Below are 17047 nucleotides of genomic sequence, written 5' to 3'. Positions count from 1 at the left end.
GACCATGAGGCTCGGCCTAGCATAGACTTGATCGAGGATATTGGTGAGCGGCGACTCATTTCAATGATGCAATTAGACCGTGGGCGGGTGTGATGTTTGGTATTTCTTCTGACGAAAATTTCGATTTTCTTATCGGGAAACTGCTGCGACAGATGTGCTTTGGTGAAAACGAATTAGTTCTCCGATTTGATGATCCGACCATCGATCTCAAAGCGGTTTCTGACGCGCCCGATATTGCATGCGTCATCGAGGCTGATATCGAGATCATCACCCACGTTCGTGGGAGCAGATTAGCAGAAAGTGCGCTCTCGCTTGCCGGTGATCTCGTAAACCTGCTGGGCAAACATATCCTTGATGTAGAGACCAAACCTCGCGCCCTGTCCCTAAAGTTCGATAATGAGTACACGCTAGTACTGCACGATTCGGAAGATCATTACGAATCTTTCAATATCCAATATGGCGAACGCACGATCGTAGTCTGAGTAGTCCAGAGCCTTGATGCACGATCGCCCGCATCTTAGGTTCGGTTGGGTACGGATGTCACCGCATTCGTGCGGCCCCGGCCCATACTGTGATGCCAGCGGACACCGACGGCTACGTGGCGATCAACCGCGCCACCCCCGACGCCGAGAGGGTCAGCATGCCTGGAGGGACTGATCATTGATCGATCGAGAAGGCGTTGAACATGAATTCACGGGTTCGCGCGGTGAATCGTGTCGGCGCATGGCCTTCAACCTGCCGCTAGAGGACGATGATCCAGAGCACCCGTGGCCTCCGTACGCGGTTGAGACCATGTGGGTTGAAGCGCTGGGCGAGAATCGCTACCGGATCGACAACATTTTTCGTCAAACCTCTCGCCGTAAATGACATAGTGCGAGGACACCCCGGCGACCCCAATAGCGCCGTGGTTTGGTTTTCGGATCGACTCGAATGGTCACGGCGTTTGACAGTGCGCATCATCTTCTTTTCTGGTGAAGAACAAATATTGAACGCGCTGGTTGAGATGGGCTGTTGTTATGAGAGATTGCGCCAGATTGTCGCGGTCGATATCCCCGCCGGTTCAGTGGTCGATCATGTCCATGCATTTCTGTCGGACAAGCAGGCTAGCGGGGAGCTGGATCTTGAAGAAGCATGTCTACCTGACCGCTTACTGCACTAGTAAGGAAGGAGTTCTCCCACATGGCTCGCACACACTTGCACCAAGCGGCAGTCCGGGGAACTCAGGACAGTGTCCACGACACGATAGGCGAAGGTTACGACGTCAACGAACCCGACGCCGACGGACTCACCCCTCTGCACATGGCCGCCATCAACAACAATTACGGTGCTGCCAAGATCCTTCTCGAAGCCGGTGCTGGCGTCGATCCCCAAGACAAATGGGGCAATACGCCGCTCAATCGAGCTGTCTTCGAGGAGGACACGGACGATCTTGTGCGGCTTCTCGTCGACTACGGGTCAAATACCACCCTCGAGAATTACCACGGACACAGTCCCTTGAGCGAAGCTGAGCGCTACGGCAAGGCGGATTGCTTGTCCATGTTCAAAACGCCACGTAGCAATCAAACTCGCCTATGGCGTGCCATCACAACCCTGTCGAGAAGACAGTCGAGCAAGCTCACCGTGCCTAGTTCTGGACACGAGGTTGATCGTTTCCTGGTCGGCGACGGGGCTTGGCGCGCGGTTACTGCACGCGCAGCCCGGCGACCAAGAGTGCCACCAGTTGCTGAGCGTCGTAGCGATCGTCCCCATCGGGGCCCGCGCACAGGTTTCCGATACCGCGCAGCATGCCGTAGGCGTTGATGCCCGGACGGATCTCACCGGCGTCTTCGGCTGCGGCCAGTAACGCTGTGCCCACGAGAAGCAAACGCTCCAAGAAGGAGGCGTGCAGTGCCTCGAAGCGGGCGTTGCCCGATTGCAGTGCAGCGGCCAGTCCGTGTTTGGTGACCAGGAACTCGACGAACATGTCGATCCATTGCACGAGCGCGTCGTAGCCGGCCGTGCCGGTACGTCCCGTTCAGGAATCCGCGCAGCGTGCCCACTAGCCAAATGCTCGACACGGGAAGGCTGCTGGACCTAGGGGTCACGATGGAAGTTCATCGAAGAAGGGGGCTAGAAAGAAAGAGAGGCAGAAAGAGCAAAGCGAACCACCCGAAGCCCAGCAGCAAGTAAACAAGCACGTTCCGAACAGAAAGGATGCTGGTCCAACATGCCCGATGCCCGTATCGACATCCTCACCGAGGTCGCCGGCGTGGCCACACCTCCGCAGGGAGCCCTATCCATGCTGTTCAAAGTCGATACCGACGAACATCATTCGTGGCCCCCGGCGGATTGGGAGGCGTTGTGGGTGCGACCTGAATCTCACGGCCAAGGGTATCGAGTCCTCAGCACTCCTCTGCTTGTCTTCGGGATCGCGGTTGATGACATCGTTCTGGGTACCGCTGGTTCCGACGGCAACATGATCTTCGACCGCAAGGTCGAGTCGGGAGGACACTCCACCATCCGCATTTTCATTGACCATCAGGACGAGGAAGACGTAATCAGTCGCCGTATCGCAGCCATCATCGATGAAGTGCAAGCTGCGGGGTGCGTGGTGCGGCGCACTGGTTGGAATCTGGTCGTCGCCGTCGACATTCCCACCCTCGATGCCTACGAGCACGTCTACGACGACTGTCTCATTCCCCGAGGCGAAGCAGGCGAACTCACCGTCGAATCGGCCTGCATGACTTTCGACACCTAGGAACAACGAGCGTCTCGCATCTTCACCTGCCGGAATCCGCTGTCCGCCAGGTTCACTGAAGCCGCGGCCTCCGCGAGACGCCATGACGTTGCTAGATTCGAAGCGGGGGTTCCAATCGCCGGGGAGAGCGTATGTCTGACGCTGGTTGCAGGTGCATCGGCTGTGTCGATTACGGGAACCGCGACGCGTACGACGATGTCGACCGCAAGCTCATTGCTCACGTGGAGCGTCACGGTCACAGCTGCATCGGGATCGGACCGACCAATCCAGATGATCCGCCGCCGTACGTGTTCACTGCGGGACTGTGGCATTCGCACCGCCAGCCCGAGTTGGCGGTCTACGGTGTCGGCCGCATTAAGGCGATGGTAGACATCCTCAATGTGCTCGCCGATCGGGCGCAGGCCAGCGGTCTGCCGTTGCGCCCCAACGACAGGTTGCCGAATCTCATGATCGGGCTGGGCGACATCGAGCCGCAGGACTACTGGCTCAGGCTGATGCCGATCCATCCGAGCTGGTACGCCAGCCAATAAGAAGCACCGCAAAGGCCAGAAGTAGGCACAACACCACCAAGATCGGCAGCAGCACCAGCAGTGGGTGGCGATCCTCGACGATGCTGGGATCATCCCAGAGTTGGGAGGTGCTTGCATCGGTGTGACTCGATCAGGCTGGATGGACATCGATAGACAACGCCGAGGAGAGTTTTATATGAGCGGGGATTACCGGGAAGTCACGCACCCTCTAACTACGCAGATGCTTGCACCGCTCCCCGAAGACTGCCTCGGCATTCTCTTTGACCAGCCGCTCGCTGATGAGGAATACCGTGAGCTAGCTGCATTGCTGGAACGTCACCCGGGTAAGGAACTGTATGCGCTGCAACTTGCATCAGCTACGAACCCCATCGCCGATCTCAGGTTTCTACAGTATTTCCCTAGCCTGCAACACTTTTCATGCAACCTGCACCTACTGGAATCTTTCGAAGGCATCCAATCCCTGCGCAAACTAAAGAAATTGATGGTCTTTCGCCCCGATCGGAAGCTATCCGCAGCGCCCCTCAGCGACTTGATCACGCTGCGCCAGTTGTGGTTGGACGGAAGCTACTCCGACCTGGCGGCACTGAACTACCTTAACGCTGTTACGTACATCAAAATGGGGTACGCCGGGAAACTGTCCGATCTGTCCTTCCTGCCGCCCTCAGTCACCAAGTTCTCGATGAACCTTGGCAGCACCACTAATATCGACGCCCTGGGTGCACTGCCCAACCTGACCTGGCTCGCCTTCCACAAAGTCCGCAGTCTGGCCAACCTCACCCCGCTAGCCAAAGCCACCAGCCTGCAGTACCTCTACCTCGCCGGCCTCACCTCAGTAACCGAGCTGTTCGACATGTCAGCACTGACACACCTCGCAGAGCTACATGTCCATGACCTCGCTCACCTGCGTGAGCTGCACCCAGTCCTCACCGCCCCCAACCTTCGCAAGCTCTCGGTCACCGATCTGCCCGCATTACAGACCAACTCCTGGCATGAAACCTGCACCGGCTGGCTCGCCCAAGGAAAACCGCCCTTCTGGGAATAACCCAAGCAACCGCCCGTTACTTCCCGGAACTGCTTCCTGGTGGCCTTTTCGAGGTCGGGCTCATCAGCGGTTCACGTGAGGTATGCGGCTGGCTCGCACAGCGCGGGCTTCTGCGCTGTCCAAGGATTCGCCGAGGTAGGAGCTAGGTAGTGACGACGTCGTGGGCGGCGCGGTCCGCGTCGGCGCTCACGGACTACAAGCAGTCGAGGATGACCTCGAACCGGGGGCTTGGCAGACGATGTACTCGAGGGTGGCCCGCGGTGGGGTTGGTGTTGGATAGAAGATAACGCCAAGCCACACGAAGACCGCGGGTTCAGTGCGCACGGATGCAGCGCGCTCTAATTCGATTGCCAAGTCTTGTTTTTCGAAGTCTACTGGCACTACTGCAAATTGCGAGCTCGGCGTACTTGAGCTCTCGCAACCTACGGACGGGTGCTTGGGTCGATGCCGAGGTTCATCGCTAAGAGAACAGGTTCACTGCTCTCGGACGGTTAAGCCGATACAGTCCAAAATCCTTGGTGCTGAACGAGTCCGAATGCCTGGGCGCAGGCGCCCCAAAGGGCCTTCACCCTGAAGCAGCGACTCTGGTGCAAGGTATCGAGTTGTCCGCACCGTTCGGAGGTGATCGCCGAAGCGCATTCGGCGTCGTCGGTGATGGCATACATGGCGTCAAACAGTTGCGGGCGCGTCCCGTCGCTCCTGAGTCAGAAGTAGAAGCGCAGGCTGCCGATTCTCCTCAGTCTGAACAGCATTGACGCAATGGCAGCGGCGTGTCACAATCCGGCCATGTTCGATCGGCAGATCTATCGAGACCCTCCGGTCGCCCTGACCCAGGCCCAGCTTTGGGCGGCCGAGCGCGCCGCCGAGCGCGCTGCCCGCGCTGCTCGTCGATCGCTGCGCACCGCTCGCAGCCAGTACCGTCGTTATCGGTCCAAGGCTGCCGAAACATATCTGGACTGGCCGCGCTGGCACGCTGCCTACCTGCGCGAGTATCGAAAAAGTGGCGCGTTGGGCGGTGGAACGAACGACTCCTTCTCAAGCTACGGTGGCGGTTACCTGCTGTCGTGAGCGTCGCAACACTCGTAGTGGGTGCGATGCCGTGCCGGTCAGCCTGGGACGACAGATGCCAGAGCGCAACGGTGGCTCCGATGCAGAAGGCGCCGTGAAGATCGCGAAGTAGCGCAGAACCCGGCTGGACCGAGTGCTCACGGCTAGGGTGGCTTCCATATCGATAATTCGCTCTGCTTCAACAGCTTTGACATGAAACTCCTATCACCGGAGCCCAAGACCGCTTCGATAATTGCCTGAATCGTGGCTGCAACATCTGCCCCGTCGTCAGCGAGTACCAGTATGCGGGTGCATACCTGCGGCCGGACAGGCATGGGAGGAGTCTCGCTCAGCTGCGGCGACTACTTCCACATCTTGCGGCCTCAACGCCGGTAGACTTGCCGCACAATCGCAGTAGCACGACTGTGCCCATATCCAGTCGCTACCGCGAAAACCTTCTTGCCCGCCCCGTTAGTGGGCTCACCGAGCAACTGCGCACACAGGCAGTTTCGTAGGTTGTCCAGTCATCCAAATGCAGTGTTGGACTGATCTTTTCATGGGTTCACCCATGAAACGGCGCGCTTAGTGCGCGTCGAAGCCGGGTCTTCCCGGATTTTTTGTGCCCGGCCTCGGTCGGGCACTTTCTGTTGGTACACCTCGCAAGGAGGTCAATATGGTGGTCTTGGGCGCGTGGAATCTGGTCTGGATTCTGCCTGTGCTGGTGATGGTCTACCAAGCGGTGTTCTGCCGGCGCGATGAGCCGTCGGAACGCATCGTGGCCATCCTCGGTGGGTTCGCCGGGATCGTGGGCGCTGTCGCGGCTGCGCTTCGCGAGTGGTTCCGGTAGCCACCCTGGAATGAGCGTCCTTTCCGCCGGGAGAAACCTGCCGATGCCGCCGTAACCGCCTGCGCGCCGGACGGCCCCGTCAGCGGGCCCTACGCGCATACCAGGCTGGCTTTCGCCTCGCAGTCGTCGAATCTCGATTTCGACGCGCGAGGCTTTTTCATGCCCAGACACGGCCAGGCCACTCATCTGCGCGGTCACACAGGCCGTCACGTGGCGGACCAGCGGCCAGTCGTGGGCGCCTACTGCATCACTGGGCGGACCCATGTACCGAGCCGGGCATCGAGGCAGTGACCGGACCCAGGCTCTTCCGACACCAGAGGACGCCAGTCCTGCGCCGGATGCGGCCCCACCGTCCAGATCATTCCACGGCGTACCCAATCAATGATACCTGCAGTAGTCGGGCGGAGGCCTGAGGGAGTGTCTCGTTTGGTAGAGAACTTGGACGGCTCATTTCTTGTCTTGTTTGGTGGGCCGTTGTGGTTGCTCGATCGAGGGGCCGGGTCGGTGGGTCGAGGTTCTTCGGGCTAGCGCATGAAATGTTGCTTGACGTGCGGTGATGACGGCCGAGTCAGGTAAATGCGTCTTTGTGATCCCGCTGCTTATGGCCGTCCTTTCTGGGTTGACATCCGCCGACAATCGCACTGCCAATCGGCAGGGATTTGTAGCTGTGGGCTAGATCACCGTTCGGTTTCAGGGTTGGTTTTCGACTACACCTTGCAGATGCTCGTCGTAGCTGGCGGGTCGTGTTGATCTAGGTTAGGGAGTTTGGGGTCGTGGGGGATTTTCTGCCGGGTGATCGGCTGTGGTGGGGTGTCGGTCGGTGGTGGCAGGTCAGCTTCGCGTTGATTGTCACGGTGGCGCTCACCGCGGGTGGGGTGCACTGGCTGGCCCAGCGTGATCGGTCCGGCGCCAGCCAGGCCGCATCGCCCGTGTCATCCGCTCAGGACTTCGCCAACGCCGCGTTGGCCGCATTCGGTGGGTCGACCACCGTCAGCGCGACCGACTCGGCGCTGACCGCTGGGCAGCGTTCGGCGGGCCTGCCGGCCGACCCGGTTGCTGGCCTGACCTCGAACACCCCGGCGGGGCCGGTGCAGGTGGTGCTGCCCGGAGGTTTGGGATCTGCTCAGCACACCTCCGGTGGGCAGGCGGTCTACCCCGATACCGGTGCCGGGTTCGACATGCTGGCCGAGAACACCGGCACCGGCACCCGCACGGTGGCCCGCATCAACACTCCTGCTGGGGTGCGGATGGTCACCACCTTCGTACGCACTCCGGCCGATACGGTGATGCTGGCCCACACCAACGGCTACCTGACCATCAACCGCGCCACCCCGACCGCTGAGACCGTCGGCATGTTCTCTCCGGCCGAAACCCGCGACGCCACAGGAAGACTCGTCCCGTCGTCGTATGTGGTCAAGAAGGTTGCCCCGCAGCTGTATGCGTTGGCCGAGGTCATCGATCCACGCCCCGACACCGCCTGGCCGGTCTATGTGGACCCGCCCCTGCATGTCGGCAGCCTGGGTGGGGCGCCGCTGCCCGCCGGATTGTTCGACTCGATCACCTCTACGGTCAGTTCGGTCACCGACACGGTGGCTTCAGCGGCGTCGACGGCACTGTCGGCGACCGTGTCCGGCGCCAAGGCCGTGGGCACATTTGTCAAAGAAAACCCGCTCGAATCGGCGATGTTGGTCGGTGGGGTCGCGCTGGCTTTGACTGGTGTGGGCGGGCCCGCCAGTGCGGCCATGATCGCGTCGGCCACGGTCAATTTGACCTCGGCCGGGCTCGATATCGCGGCCGCGGCCATGCCCGACAACCAAACCTTGGCCAACGTCGCGACCGGGTTCGGCATCGCAAGCGCCCTGACACCTCAGGGTGCAGCCAAGAACGTCGTCAAAGAAGGCGCTGAGTTGGCCGCCGAACAACTCGCCAAGCACGCTGATGACCTCACCCACGCCGCCGCGGGCTTCGTGGATGTCGCCAAGGCCGCCCCGACCCCACCGACGCAACTTGTTGAGGACATCACGGCGAAGGCACCGGTGCCCGGCGTAGATGCGCCGAAAGCGCCCAACGCTCCACCCGTCAAGACCCCGCGCGATGTCCCGCCGGGGCACACGCTCGATTGCGGATGTGTCACCCAGCACCCTGCCGGTGTGTACGACGAGACCAAAATGGGCGGGCAGGGGCCCTTCATCGATCACTACGAGGCCGGGATTCTCGACCAGCCCAGCCCTTTCACGATCGCCGACGAGGCGACGCAGCTCGCCAATCGCACCGAAGCCATGAAAGGCTACCCGCTACGTTCAGGCTTCGCCCGCGATGAAAAACCCCTCGCTATGAGCGCTGATCGCGGTACCGGCCGTCCGGCCGTCCGCTACTTGAATCCGAAAGCCTCCAGCTACGAAGGCAACATCTGGTCAAACCTGCGCCAGAAGTACCAACTCAAGCCCGGTGACCGTGCTGAGATCGTCTTCAGGGATCGCTCCGGACAGATCAGCTGCCGCAGCTGCGCCCAACGCGACCTCCTCAACCGGCAGCCACAGCTACGGCCGTCCAGCCCCGCCCAACAGCGCGCCCTTGATCAGCAACGGGTGACTACGGTGACTAACCGTCAGCGCCTTACCGCCGTTCAGAAAGCGGGCACGATCTCCGCTCGCGAGAACCGCACTCACGACGACCAAGGATCATCGGCACACAAAAACCGCGATCAGAAGAAGAAAAAGAAGAAGAGCAGCCAGCACCACCCCAAACCCCACTGAACCGGAAAGGACGACACAAATGGCAGGGATGACCGGGAATGAACTCCTCGCCCAGGCCACCATGATCCCGACCTACCATCAAGTGCGTTTCGCCGCGCTGGGCTCGAGGACCGTTCCTGAATTCGATGATGATGCCGACGACTACCTTGCTGATGAATCCAGCATCCACGTCTACACCTTCGCCGATGACCAGGACGAGCACGCCGATCGCACCGTCGATATCCGCGTCTACCGAGGCACCGACACCGCCGGGCTGGGGCGACTCATCTTTGACGCCGCGCTGAAATTTCTTCAACCCGAATTGACATTCGGCAGCGCCCTGGAGACCGAGGACTCCCACCACCACGTGCCACTCAGCCGAGCAGGATCGATACCCATACGCGTGCTCACACGAGAATCCCAGCCTGGCAACGGCACTGATGAAATCAATATCCTCATCGACGATAGCTAGATGGCATGGGTGCTGACTTTCTCTAGAAACGAGACAGGCTCAGGGGAAGCCTCCCCCGTTGCATCGCCCCAGGTGGCGTTGTCTCATATCTCGTCTCACACCGCGTGTCTCGCATCTGCTTTGTCACTGCCAGGTGAGACAGTCGATGAATGACAGCCACCCTCGGCTGCGCCCGGATCAACACCACCCACCAGGACCTCACCGCCCAACAACAAACCGTCGGCGAGCGAGTTTTCACCGACGAACTCTCTCGAGCGGTCGGCACCGCCCGCCCCGGTCTCGCTGCGCTGCTCGAATACTCCCGGACCAGCGACTCCGTTGTGGTGGTCGCCATTGACCGCCTCAGACGCTCCACTGCCGAAGTCACTCGCACCATCGCCGACCTCGACAAGCGAGAAGTTGTGCTGCGCGCCCGCCGCGAGGGGATCAACGCCGCCACCCCCGCCGGCCGTGCTGTCGCAGCCATCATGGCCACCCTGGCTGAACTCGAACTCGGCCGAGAGCGACGCGCCGCATCACGTGAAGCCCGCCGCTCGCCCAACCTGCCAGCCACGAAGCCGCCGAGGCTCAGCGCCGCACGCCAGGAGCAGCTGTGTCGGCCAGCGGCCACCGGCGAACCGGTCGCCGAGCTTCCTACCGCATTCCGCATCGAGCGTGCGACCGCGTACCGATACTTGAGCCGGGAGCGCGCCACGTGAACGAGAGCTCGCCGCGGTCGACGCCAGGTGATGACCCCCGCATCGAGCTCATGAGCAAGGTTGCAAGGCTCGAATCCCGGTATGCCGATCAAGTGGACAAGACCGAGGCCACCTGGATGAGAGTGGTCCACGCAGCACTTGAGCGGTGGCGCACCTCGTGGCAGGAGCAGACGTCGACACCGACGTTAAATCCTGAGCTGAGCAGGAAGTTTCGGGTCTGCTTTCCGCTGGCCGCTCATGCGCTGAACCACGTCGAGGCCGCGGTAGCGCTCCAATCGTCATCACCCTGGGTGGCCATGTCATCCGTTCGGATCGCGTTCGAGCACGCGCTTACTGCGCAGTGGGTCCTGTGGACCAAAGACGGCGAGGACCTGCTTGCACAACAGATGGCACTGCAAGACCACCGACGATCGAGCGAGTTCGTTGACGCGGTCGTGCGAGCTGCCGCTGACACACCCGACCTGGCTGAGTCCGCTGCCCTGGCTGAGGAATTCGTTGAGTTTCTCGGCCAGAAGCCAGTCTCGGACTGGTCGGTCTTCAACCTTTGCGAGAGATTTTCATCCACTCGCTTGCTCTACGGGATTTACCGCGATCTCACGCAGGCAGTCCATCCGTCGTATGGACTCGTCCGCGCGCACTTTGACATCACGCCTCCCCCGGAAGTTGTCGTAGGTCCCATAAACCCGTTCGGAGCGAAACTGGATGCGCCCGAGTTGATTCGCGGCATGGCTGTTTCAAGCCTTTGGGCACTCTACGTCCTCGAAATATCGAAAGTGGAACATCCGGACGCTGTGGAGGTGCTCCGCTTAGGCGAAGAAGCCGGGTTGCCCGTTGACCTACGCGCCAGCGATCTCCAACCACACCTCCAGCCCGACTACGAGGCAGTCTTCATGTCAACTAACCGGCGACACCAGCCCACTCAGGATTGACTCGGCCGGTACTACAGGACCCGGCTGGCAGCCACCGCATTAAAGGACTACTTGCACCGAAAATTACTCAGGGAGAGTCTGATTCGCTAGTTCGGAGTTCACTCGTCGGCCACTATGTGGTCGATGGGGAACGAACGAAGCAAGTCGCTGACCGACCACATCGGTAGCGTCGACGGACAGTTCGGGAACGTCACCGAAATCGGTACCGCCCCCGGGAAGAGTGCCAGCAACGTGGAAATGAAGGTGAGGGATAGCCTGGTGAGCGGCGACACCATTGTTCTGCCACACAGCCACGCCCGGCCTTTTATGCGCGCTGTCGATAGTAATAGCGGCATCACGTACAGCGACCATCATTGCCTCAGCCTCTCCGTCAAATAAGTGCAGAAGCGAAGGGACGTGACGGTTGGGGAGAACGAGGAGGTGACCGATCCCACGTTGTTCTCGGGTGACGAGCACGGCGACCTGATCTTCTCTCCATAGCACCGTGTAGGGCCTACGGCCTGAGAGATAATCGCAGAACGCGCAGTCGTCACCCCCGGGTAGTTCGATGGCCGACTCACGGCGGATCATGAGGGCCTCAGAGAGTTTAGAAACGCCTGAATCTCAAGGTGATCGAGGGCGTCGTACTCGACCGGGGGTGCAACAATTATCAACTCGTCGCAGACCTTTGAGGTGCGGGAGGCAAGCATGAACGATAGTGCAATGAACCGTACCGAGTCCGCGGCAGGGAGAACGGGAGACAGCTTGGATTGACCTCCCCCGATCATGGGCACGCATACACGCCCGCCATTGCTATTGGCGCGTACCGCTTTCCACAGTTCACTCAGACTGTTCCATACCCCATCGGTGGTGGAGGAGGCGGTGCTTCCCTTGTCCATCAGCGTGTACGCCACAAGAAAGTACCTAACTGCGTTGGTGCGCAACGTGATTGTGGTGCCCAACGGGTACCGGGTGGTTTTCCCTTTCTTACCCTCCACCTCACCAGCGGGCAGAACGTGGGCCAACTCCTGGTCAATATCTGCGTCGAGTTGTCCGACATCGCCACCATAAACGCGCTGCAGGAATTGTCCTTGAACGCTCTTGGGGGCGATGTATGGGGCGGCGGTGTCGAAGGTGTCGCTAACACCGATGATCAGGTGAGCATCCTGTTGCTCGAATAGGTCCCCGCGAATCAGCTTGATCGTGGTGGCGGGCGCTTGATAGCTAGTTTCGACCGGCCGCGGCCACGCTCGCACGACCCCGTAGACGACGGCGGCAACCAGGGCGGGCCATATGAGCCACCCGCGACCGATGAAGAGATCGGGGATGAAGAGCGCCACCGCGCTGGCAATGGCGGCTAGGGCACCGAACAGCGCAAATGCTTGGGTGAGAAGAATTTTCCAGAAGCGCCGTGTACGGATGTCGCGACGCACCGACCCCATCACAAACCGAGCTCGGCGTAAATATGCTCTTTGTAGTAGTGCGGCCCAGTGGCATCACTAGATGCGAACTTAGGGGCATAGTTGTCGAGCGCGTACTTGATGATCGCCGCCTGGAACGCTACCGACAGGGTGTAGTAGTCCGCATCCAGCAGCGGCGTGGGAATGAAGTTGCGGTCGACGTTGCGGTCCCCGTCGAGATTGGCCACCACGACAGGCAAGTTGAACTCCGCCATCACCTTGACCTCGTGGGCAAGGAACGAGGTGCCGTCCGAGCCCTTCTTCTTCGCATCAGCGCTTCCCAGCAGAACGATCTGCTTCGCATTTTTCAGTCGCTCACGCAGGTTGCGTTTAATGGTCTCAGGCTGGCTGGTATCACGAGATATGTACAGGTCATGCGCATCGAAGAAGTCGAAGTCGATGTTCTTGTTCTCGCGCCACGCTTCCATCAGACGGTAGGACGAGATGTCCTCGCTCGCGAAAGCGACATATGTCTTGTTGCGATAGCTCATGGTTTCCCCCCGGGGCAAACGACGGTGTTATCGCCTCACTCATACCGTGTCCCCCCGACACCGTTGCAGCATTGTGGGGTCGCCTTGCCCTGAAAGCGCCGGAAGGCAGGCCCGCACTGGTGAGCTCCTGCCCGAACCCTTCGGTTTTGGGACGGTCGGTGATTTGAGGAAACTGTTTAGATGCTGTCAACTTTTCAGGCTCTGGCAGTCCTGCTGACTTCAGTCTTGCCCGGCGCACTCTTCACCTTCGAATACGAGCGTGAATACACCAGGGCTGTCTCAGGGGACTCCAGCGAGCGCCTGATCGTCTTCCTGACCACCTCGGCCGTGTTCGCGATGGCATCTGCACCCCTGCTGTATCAGGGATACCGCACGTACATCGTGACCGGCCGCCTCAAGGAAGGGGAACCGTTGCCATGGTGGATCTGGCTCATTGTGGCGGGCTATGTCATCGTTCCGCTGCTCGTGGGTTTCCTCGCCGGGAACGCAGCGCGCGAACGCAGACGCGGATCGCGATTCATCACGGGCCCGCGGCCACACCCGACCGCATGGGATGCGCTCTTTCGGACACCGAAACTTGGCGGCCTGCTACGTCTGACGTTGAAGGACGGAACGCTCATTGTCGGTGAATGGGCCACGGGGGACGCCGGCTCCAAGCTCCCCGACAGCTACGCCTCGGCCTTCCCTCACGCCCAGGATCTCTATCTACGAGAAACCTTCGCAATGAGAGACGACGGGTCTCTTGAGATAGACGCGAACGATGACACCGTTCCGAGAGGCGTCGCCGTACTTATCAGCTGGTCAGAGGTGGCGTACGCTGAATTCGAAGCACTGTAGTAGGTAGGGAGAAGCCGTAGTGACCGAGCGATCGCAGCGTCAGACTGGTCAGCCACGCCCCAGCACCGGCAATCGCGAAGAGCGGTACGGGGGGTATACACCCGGCAAGAGTTCCTCGGAGCTGAGCCGTCCGCAGGGTCTTCGCAACCCGCCCCCTTCGCGTCCCCAGCCGGCGAATCCGCCGCAAAACCAGACCAACAGCCCACCTTCGCAAAGCTGACTGCTTGCATCATATGAGATGGCGCACCCTTGATCTGTGGCCATATGACCACTGGCCTCATCTGTCAGTTCGTGCATCGGGAGTTTTGCTAACCCAGTAAAAGACCCTCAGTCCAGAGGTTTGAGACGCCCAGCGTCTACCCTCGCGTGCCAAGTATCCAGAACAAACTCTGCGACAGTGATCGTTGCGTTCAGCGCCAATCGTGCGTGCCTCGCAAGTGCCACGCTCCGGGTCGACTGCCCATGGCCAATTCCTAGCTCGTTGCGTAGCTCGGCCAACGACTGGATGGTGGTGACGAGCGTACGCAAGATCTGTTGCGAGGACTCACTCCCCTTAGCACTTTGCGGAACCGAATCTGCCTTCAGCTCAAGCAGATCGGCAACGTACCGATAGAGCTGAGGAATGTCGTCCCGCTGCCCGTAGGCCACGCCAGAGTGGTCAAGAATGATCCTGAACAAGCTCTCGACCAGATTCTTCGACGAAGAGATCGCTGCGGCCGGATCTGAGCTGAGATTGTCACGGATGCGTACAAGGTGCTCTTCTAGCACCTCCGGGTCGGTCAGGAGTTCACGTTCGCGGAGCCGAAGGTCCGGGCTTGCGCCGTGAAAGGAGTCGCGACGGCGCCATCCGTAGACAGCATGGCCACTGATCCAGTCAGCTGGGTACAGCTCGTAACCGTCTCTGGCGAGGGCTCCGTTGAAAGAGTTGAGAAGTCTGCCGACCTCCTCCTCATCGGGTCTCACCAACGGGTGCAGCATCTCAGCGAGGAATTGCAGCACGAGTTCGTCATCGCCGTGCTGCAACCCGAAGCGGCTGTCGGTAAACACCCAGTCGTCCGGCCAGTCTTCAGGGTTGTTCACGCGATGCTGCCGGATGTCGCCTACTGCTGACCTGTACCTCGAATCAGTGCTCGGCATTGAGTCCAAGTCGTAAATGCGCGCCAAGAACTCGGGCTCTTCCCAACCGCCCCTCCCACGGCACCTTCGACAGAGTGATCGTGTCAAAGATCCTTCGGCGCGTGACCGGGGTGATGAGCTTCGTCGGCACGCCTGCAACTCCTTAAGCCTGGACCGACTCATCATGGATGTGGAGTGGGTGCGCTTCCACGATTATGGGACTTACGCGACAAAGTCCCCACGGTGTCTGAGGTCGCACCAGCGGTCCGCCTCATCACCAAAACACAGAGGTCACGAACCATTTATGGTTCGTGACCTCTGTGTTCGCAGTTCGTAGAACCGCTCGTGGTGGGCGAAGGGGGACTTGAACCCCCACGTCCCGAAGGACACTGGCACCTGAAGCCAGCGCGTCTGCCATTCCGCCACTCGCCCGAATGACCGCGCAACCGTATCACCACAGCCCCACCGGACCCAAACCGCCAGATCGGAATCAAGATCACGCCCCCTGACCTGCCGCGACCCGATTCTCAGAGTTCTGTTGGTCACGCATCCCAGCACTCGGCCGATAACATGCGTGTGAGCAGTGTGGCCACAGCGACACGCGAACACGCGGGGGCACGGCACGACGACAACAGAAGGGGCGGTGCGATGGGTCTGGCAGACCGTATCGAACGTCGCCTCGAATCGAGTGTCGGCGATGCTTTCGCCCGGGTCTTCGGCGGATCACTCGTTCCGCAAGAGGTCGAAGCGCTGTTACGTCGTGAAGCCGAGGCCCATGCCCGTGAGGTCGGGGGTGGCCGCATTTTGGCCCCCAACGACTACGTCATTACGCTCAGCAACACTGATTACCAGAACGTGAGCGCCGATCCGGAACGGACGTCGTCGACATTTGCCAGACACCTGCAAGGTTTTATTCATGACCAGGGATGGCAAACGTATGGTGATGTGGTCGTCAGGTTCGAGGCCGCATCGACGCTGCACACCGGACAGTTTCGTGCCCGTGGAGCGGTCAACCCTGACTCGTCCACCGGCACGCCTGCCCCACCCCAGCACGACCGCCCGTCCACCGCACAACCAGGAGTACCAGCGATGACCGACAACCCGAGCTACCGCGGCCAGGGACAGGGGCGGCCCGGCGACGAACAGTACGACGAGCGCTACCGCCAGCAGGACGATCGTGGCGGCTACCCGCCCGAGCACGGCGCCCACCCGGACCAGGGTGGCTACCCGCCGCGCCAGGGCGGCTACCCCGACCAGGGTTATCCGCCGCCGGCCCCACCGTCCTACGAGCAGCGTCCGCCGGCCGGCTACGGCCAGCCGCCCGCCGGTTACCCCGACCAGGGCTACCGTCAGCAGCCGCCGGCCGGGTACCCGCAGCCGCCTGCCTCCCCACCGCCCGGCTACGGCGAGTACGACTACGGCCGCCCGCCGGCCCCGCCGCGCCCGGACGAGGGCTACGGACGCCCGCCCGCACCGCAGGCGCCGTCCTACGAGCCGCCGTCCTACCCGGATCAGGGCGGTTACCCCGACCAGGGCTACGGCCGCGATTACGGCCGCCAGGACTACGCCGCGCCCGCCGCACCGCAGGCACCGGACTACGGCCGCTACGGTGAGCCGCCCGCTGCGCCCGGCTACCCGGACACCGGCTATGGCGAGCCCGAGGGCTACGGCCAGGGTTACGGCCAACCGGCCGGAGCGGGCTACGGCCAGGACTACGGACAGGGCTACGGTGCCGAGCCCGCCGGTCCCGCTGCGTACGGCGGCTACGCCGGCGCCGGGGCGACAGTCACGCTGCAGCTCGACGACGGCAGCGGGCGCACCTACCAGCTGCGCGAGGGCGCCAACGTGATCGGCCGCGGGCAGGACGCCCAGTTCCGGCTGCCCGACACCGGGGTGTCCCGGCGTCATCTGGAGATCCGCTGGGACGGTCAGGTCGCGCTGCTGTCGGACCTGAACTCCACCAACGGCACCACGGTGAACAACGCCCCGGTGCAGGAGTGGCAGCTGGCCGACGGCGACGTCATCCGGCTGGGCCACTCCGAGATCATCGTCCGCGTCCACTGAGCGGCGCCGAGCTGGCACTTCGCCCTCGAGCCGATGGGCGCCCCAGTATCGTGACGGTGCCGA

At 61.3% G+C, this 17047-nt stretch carries 20 protein-coding genes, 1 tRNA gene and 1 pseudogene; 15 read left to right on the top strand and 7 right to left on the bottom strand.

Annotated elements, in window-relative coordinates:
- Window positions 1–89: 89 nt before the first annotated feature.
- The 4 genes from SBI67_RS14845 to SBI67_RS29135 all read left to right on the top strand — a co-directional run bounded on the left by SBI67_RS14845 (window position 90) and on the right by SBI67_RS29135 (window position 1800).
- Window positions 90–482 (top strand): hypothetical protein, encoded by a 393-nt coding sequence (locus tag SBI67_RS14845; RefSeq protein WP_318981259.1) that lies wholly within the window; start codon window positions 90–92, stop codon window positions 480–482.
- 241 nt (window positions 483–723) lie between these two features.
- Window positions 724–867 carry a hypothetical protein gene (locus SBI67_RS14840; protein ID WP_318981351.1) on the top strand — a complete coding sequence of 48 codons (144 nt, stop codon included), beginning with the start codon at window positions 724–726 and terminating at the stop codon, window positions 865–867.
- Window positions 868–871: 4 nt separating this feature from the next.
- On the top strand, window positions 872–1159 hold the full coding sequence (locus SBI67_RS14835; RefSeq protein WP_318981348.1) for a hypothetical protein: 288 nt from the start codon (window positions 872–874) through the stop codon (window positions 1157–1159).
- A 20-nt stretch (window positions 1160–1179) separates the two neighbouring features.
- Entirely contained in the window at window positions 1180–1800 is a 621-nt protein-coding gene (locus SBI67_RS29135) for an ankyrin repeat domain-containing protein (protein WP_413232477.1), read from the top strand.
- On the opposite strand, the gene SBI67_RS14830 is transcribed toward SBI67_RS29135, so the two are convergent.
- The gene (locus SBI67_RS14830) at window positions 1682–1978 is read right to left on the bottom strand and encodes an SbtR family transcriptional regulator (protein ID WP_318981258.1); all 297 of its coding nucleotides are present in this window, start codon (window positions 1976–1978) and stop codon (window positions 1682–1684) included. The genes SBI67_RS29135 and SBI67_RS14830 overlap by 119 nt on opposite strands.
- A gap of 228 nt (window positions 1979–2206) precedes the next feature.
- On the opposite strand from SBI67_RS14830, the gene SBI67_RS14825 reads away from it, so the two are divergent.
- From SBI67_RS14825 to SBI67_RS14815, 3 genes are all read left to right on the top strand, one after another.
- Window positions 2207–2737 (top strand): DUF4265 domain-containing protein, encoded by a 531-nt coding sequence (locus SBI67_RS14825; RefSeq protein ID WP_318981257.1) that lies wholly within the window; start codon window positions 2207–2209, stop codon window positions 2735–2737.
- Between the two features lie 131 nt (window positions 2738–2868).
- Window positions 2869–3267 carry a DUF4262 domain-containing protein gene (locus SBI67_RS14820; protein WP_318981256.1) on the top strand — a complete coding sequence of 133 codons (399 nt, stop codon included), beginning with the start codon at window positions 2869–2871 and terminating at the stop codon, window positions 3265–3267.
- A 64-nt stretch (window positions 3268–3331) separates the two neighbouring features.
- Window positions 3332–4309 carry a leucine-rich repeat domain-containing protein gene (locus SBI67_RS14815; protein WP_318981255.1) on the top strand — a complete coding sequence of 326 codons (978 nt, stop codon included), beginning with the start codon at window positions 3332–3334 and terminating at the stop codon, window positions 4307–4309.
- A 186-nt stretch (window positions 4310–4495) separates the two neighbouring features.
- Here SBI67_RS14815 and SBI67_RS29130 read toward each other — a convergent pair.
- Window positions 4496–4705 (bottom strand): annotated as a pseudogene (locus SBI67_RS29130) (class I SAM-dependent methyltransferase); the annotation flags it as partial.
- A 390-nt stretch (window positions 4706–5095) separates the two neighbouring features.
- Here SBI67_RS29130 and SBI67_RS14810 point away from each other — a divergent pair.
- The 6 genes from SBI67_RS14810 (at window position 5096) to SBI67_RS14785 (ending at window position 11037) form a co-directional block, all read left to right on the top strand.
- Window positions 5096–5377: a hypothetical protein gene (locus SBI67_RS14810; RefSeq protein ID WP_318981254.1), complete on the top strand. Its 282-nt coding sequence runs from the start codon at window positions 5096–5098 to the stop codon at window positions 5375–5377.
- Between the two features lie 652 nt (window positions 5378–6029).
- Window positions 6030–6203, top strand: coding sequence for a hypothetical protein (locus SBI67_RS14805; protein WP_318981253.1), 174 nt, complete (start codon window positions 6030–6032; stop codon window positions 6201–6203).
- A 1088-nt stretch (window positions 6204–7291) separates the two neighbouring features.
- Window positions 7292–8959 (top strand): hypothetical protein, encoded by a 1668-nt coding sequence (locus SBI67_RS14800; RefSeq protein WP_318981252.1) that lies wholly within the window; start codon window positions 7292–7294, stop codon window positions 8957–8959.
- Window positions 8960–8978: 19 nt separating this feature from the next.
- The gene (locus SBI67_RS14795; protein ID WP_318981251.1) at window positions 8979–9410 is read left to right on the top strand and encodes a hypothetical protein; all 432 of its coding nucleotides are present in this window, start codon (window positions 8979–8981) and stop codon (window positions 9408–9410) included.
- A gap of 149 nt (window positions 9411–9559) precedes the next feature.
- Entirely contained in the window at window positions 9560–10108 is a 549-nt protein-coding gene (locus tag SBI67_RS14790) for a recombinase family protein (RefSeq protein WP_318981250.1), read from the top strand.
- 50 nt (window positions 10109–10158) lie between these two features.
- Complete coding sequence (locus SBI67_RS14785; RefSeq protein ID WP_318981249.1) at window positions 10159–11037, top strand: DUF5677 domain-containing protein; 879 nt, start codon at window positions 10159–10161, stop codon at window positions 11035–11037.
- A gap of 63 nt (window positions 11038–11100) precedes the next feature.
- Here SBI67_RS14785 and SBI67_RS14780 read toward each other — a convergent pair whose 3' ends face one another.
- From SBI67_RS14780 to SBI67_RS14770, 3 genes are read right to left on the bottom strand one after another with little or no spacing between them, the layout of a single operon-like run.
- Entirely contained in the window at window positions 11101–11607 is a 507-nt protein-coding gene (locus SBI67_RS14780; RefSeq protein ID WP_318981248.1) for an HIT family protein, read from the bottom strand.
- Window positions 11604–12449, bottom strand: a complete 846-nt coding sequence (locus tag SBI67_RS14775) for a macro domain-containing protein (protein ID WP_318981247.1) — start codon at window positions 12447–12449, stop codon at window positions 11604–11606. Before SBI67_RS14775 ends, SBI67_RS14780 begins: the two co-directional genes overlap by 4 nt.
- Before the next feature lie 8 nt (window positions 12450–12457).
- Window positions 12458–12967 (bottom strand): TIR domain-containing protein, encoded by a 510-nt coding sequence (locus SBI67_RS14770; protein WP_318981246.1) that lies wholly within the window; start codon window positions 12965–12967, stop codon window positions 12458–12460.
- Between the two features lie 180 nt (window positions 12968–13147).
- On the opposite strand from SBI67_RS14770, the gene SBI67_RS14765 reads away from it, so the two are divergent.
- A complete protein-coding gene (locus SBI67_RS14765; protein ID WP_318981245.1) occupies window positions 13148–13804 on the top strand; it encodes a DUF6338 family protein in 657 nt (218 codons plus the stop codon).
- Window positions 13805–14131: 327 nt separating this feature from the next.
- On the opposite strand, the gene SBI67_RS14760 is transcribed toward SBI67_RS14765, so the two are convergent.
- Together SBI67_RS14760 and SBI67_RS14755 are read right to left on the bottom strand one after the other, a co-directional pair.
- Window positions 14132–15103 (bottom strand): abortive infection family protein, encoded by a 972-nt coding sequence (locus tag SBI67_RS14760; protein ID WP_318981347.1) that lies wholly within the window; start codon window positions 15101–15103, stop codon window positions 14132–14134.
- 163 nt (window positions 15104–15266) lie between these two features.
- Window positions 15267–15352 (bottom strand) — tRNA-Leu (locus SBI67_RS14755).
- Between the two features lie 216 nt (window positions 15353–15568).
- Between SBI67_RS14755 and SBI67_RS14750 the strand changes: the two genes are divergently transcribed.
- Entirely contained in the window at window positions 15569–16984 is a 1416-nt protein-coding gene (locus SBI67_RS14750) for an FhaA domain-containing protein (protein ID WP_318981244.1), read from the top strand.
- Window positions 16985–17047 lie beyond the last annotated feature (63 nt).

Source organism: Mycolicibacterium chengduense (genome assembly GCF_033741155.1).
Taxonomy (GTDB): Bacteria; Actinomycetota; Actinomycetes; order Mycobacteriales; family Mycobacteriaceae; genus Mycobacterium.
This window is presented reverse-complemented; position numbering and strand designations above follow the sequence as displayed.